This is a genomic window from Haladaptatus sp. (genome assembly GCF_049589095.1).
Lineage (GTDB): Archaea > Halobacteriota > Halobacteria > Halobacteriales > Haladaptataceae > Haladaptatus.
Window position 1 is genome coordinate 1 of sequence record NZ_JBAWAC010000291.1, and the last position, 2590, is coordinate 2590.

4 protein-coding genes and 1 pseudogene are annotated in these 2590 nt (G+C 61.0%); 3 read left to right on the forward strand and 2 right to left on the reverse strand.

Annotated features, from left to right (window positions below):
- A pseudogene (locus WBV42_RS09445) lies at positions 1-601 on the forward strand (ribonucleotide-diphosphate reductase subunit beta); the annotation flags it as partial.
- 9 nt (positions 602-610) lie between these two features.
- Here WBV42_RS09445 and WBV42_RS09450 read toward each other — a convergent pair.
- Positions 611-1087: an acyl-CoA thioesterase gene (locus WBV42_RS09450; protein WP_423985800.1), complete on the reverse strand. Its 477-nt coding sequence runs from the start codon at positions 1085-1087 to the stop codon at positions 611-613.
- Positions 1088-1201: 114 nt separating this feature from the next.
- On the opposite strand from WBV42_RS09450, the gene WBV42_RS09455 reads away from it, so the two are divergent.
- The gene (locus tag WBV42_RS09455) at positions 1202-1588 is read left to right on the forward strand and encodes an SPW repeat domain-containing protein (RefSeq protein WP_423985801.1); all 387 of its coding nucleotides are present in this window, start codon (positions 1202-1204) and stop codon (positions 1586-1588) included.
- On the opposite strand, the gene WBV42_RS09460 is transcribed toward WBV42_RS09455, so the two are convergent.
- Positions 1585-1791: a hypothetical protein gene (locus tag WBV42_RS09460; protein ID WP_423985802.1), complete on the reverse strand. Its 207-nt coding sequence runs from the start codon at positions 1789-1791 to the stop codon at positions 1585-1587. The two genes, WBV42_RS09455 and WBV42_RS09460, sit on opposite strands and share 4 nt — an antisense overlap.
- Before the next feature lie 207 nt (positions 1792-1998).
- Between WBV42_RS09460 and WBV42_RS09465 the strand changes: the two genes are divergently transcribed.
- Positions 1999-2590: copper ion binding protein (locus tag WBV42_RS09465; RefSeq protein WP_423985803.1), on the forward strand; the 592-nt coding region annotated here is incomplete at its 3' end.

The following is a 2590-nucleotide window of genomic DNA, read 5'->3' on the forward strand; positions in this document are numbered from 1 at the left end:
GGTCCCCTCCATCGAGGAGAAAGACGAGTTCGTGGTGAACCTGACGCGAGCCATCAACCGCCCGGATTTCACCATCGACACCGAAGACGACGTCTGAGAATTCCTGCGCGACCTGGTCGGCTTCTACGTCATCATGGAAGGCGTCTTCTTCTACGCCGGGTTCGCCATGATGCTCGGGCTGAAACGCCAGAACAAGATGGTCGGCATCGGCCAGCAGTTCGAGTACATCATGCGCGACGAGTCGCTCCACGTCGGCTTCGGCGTGGACCTCATCAACGAGATTCGGGCCGAGAACCCCGGCGTGTGGACCGACGAGTTCGGCGACGAGGTGACCGAACTCATCATCGAGGCCGTCGAGTTGGAGAAGATTTACGCCTACGAGGCGTGCCCCGACGAAATCCTCGGCATGAGCGCCGAGCAGTTCGCCGAGTACGTCGAACACGTCGCCGACCGCAGACTCGGACAGTTGGACCTCCCGGAGCAGTACGGTACCGACAACCCGTTCCCGTGGATGTCCGAGCAGGTGGACCTGAACAAGGAGAAGAACTTCTTCGAGACGCAGGTCACCGAGTATCAGAGCGGCGGGTCGCTCGACTGGTAACAGTCGTTCTTATTGGGACGCGCTGAGCGACGTGCGACGCTTTTCGCGGCGACGAAGCGCGTCGTCACGCAGGGTTTTCTGGTCGTCGGTCGGGCAGGAGAGGTCCGGGACCGACGCCGGTCGCTCGTCCTCGTCGAGCGCGACCATGGTGAAAAACGACGTCGCGGTGTCCCGCTTCTCGTTCCGACTGGGCCGTTCGGCACGGACCGTGACGACGACGTCCATGCTCGTCTTCCCGGTTTCGAACACGTACCCCTCCACGGTCACGATGTCCCCGAGGTCGATGGGGCCGAGGAAATCGACGTGATCCATCGACGCCGTCACGACCTGCCGCCGCGAGAATCGGCGGGACGAAATCGCGGCGCAGATGTCCATCCAGTGCAGCACCGACCCGCCGAGCGCCCGCCCGAGGTTGTTCGTATCGTTCGGCATCAGGATTTCGCTCATGACCGTATGGGATTCCGAGAGGGTCTCCGTTTCGTTCATCGAGCGGACGTACACGACGCTCACAGATAAATCATCTGTACTTGCGTTATTGAAAGTTCATTTGCTTTCTCGGCCGTCTCACTTATTCACCCCCACATCGTGCGGATGGACGGAATGTGGGGAGACAAGACCATCATCGCGGGGGCACCGCTCGGCGCTTGGTTGCTCGTCGCACCGTTCACGGTGTACGGAGAAATGCTCGCGCCGAACTTCTGGAACGACATCATCGTCGGCACGGCCGTGCTGGTTCTCGCTTTTTACGGGGCGATTCGTGTCTGGCGCGAAAAACGAATCAGCATCGCGGCGGGAATACTCCTCGCCTTGCTCGGGTTGTGGCAGGTGACGCGTCCGTTCCTCGTCGCAACCACCGGGCCGGTTCCACGGTGGGGCGACGCGGCCATCGGCGTCCTCCTCTGTTTCCTCGGCGGCCGTGTCATTCGGGAGGCGCGTCGTCCGACGCGCCTCGACCGATCGACTCGAAGCGAAGTCGGCGGGGACTAGGAGGATCGGGCCGTCGAATTGCCACGACGTGACGTGGCGTTCACCGCGGCCGCGTACCACGGCGGTCGGCGAATTCTCGTCGTGTCGATGTCAGCGACGTCGAACGTCTCGGTTCGGTAAACCGCATCGCCATCGTTCGTCCCGGATACCTCGAATCGGTAGTGATGGACGACGCCCCACATGTCGATGACGGCACGACGCATCAAGGGAAGTGAAATCTATATGATGTAAAAAGATACGGAACAGCCGAGACGGAGACAGCAAGAAAGGATATTTCCGGATAGAGTTTCTGCGGCGGTGTCCATCCCCGATTCGACATTACTATCGAAGGTTCCCACCCCCCACAATTCACACTTTCTAAACGGCAACGTGAATGAACTCGGATCCCGTATGAATGAACAAGAGCCACAATGACGGAAAAAACGCAACTCGAAATCAGAGGGATGAGTTGCGCGAACTGTTCAGGGACGGTCAGCGAGGCGTTGAACGCGCTCGACGGCGTCCGGGAGGCGAACGTCAACTTCGCCACGGACGAGGGAACCGTCGAATACGACCCCGAGGTCGTCTCGCTGGCAGACATCTACGCGGCCATCGAGGACGCCGGATACGACCCAGTTCGCGCGAGCACGACCATCGGCATCACGGGGATGTCCTGTTCGAACTGTGCGGAGACGAACGAGACGGCCCTCGAATCGGTGCCCGGCGTGGTGAACGCCGACGTCAACTACGCCACCGACGAGGCTAGCGTCGAGTACAACCCCGCGCAGGTGAGCCTCGCGGACCTCTACGACGCCGTGGAGGACGCGGGCTACGACCCGGTTCGGGAGGACGGCGCGGAGGAAGAAGCGGAGGACGCCCGACAGGCCGCCCGCCACGACGAGATTCGAAAGCAATTGCGTCTGCTGATTTTCGGTGTCGTCTTCGCGATACCGCTCGTCTTCTTCATGTTCGAGCACCTGTTCTTCCCGGATCTGATCGGGGAGACGCTCTTCGGAATCGACG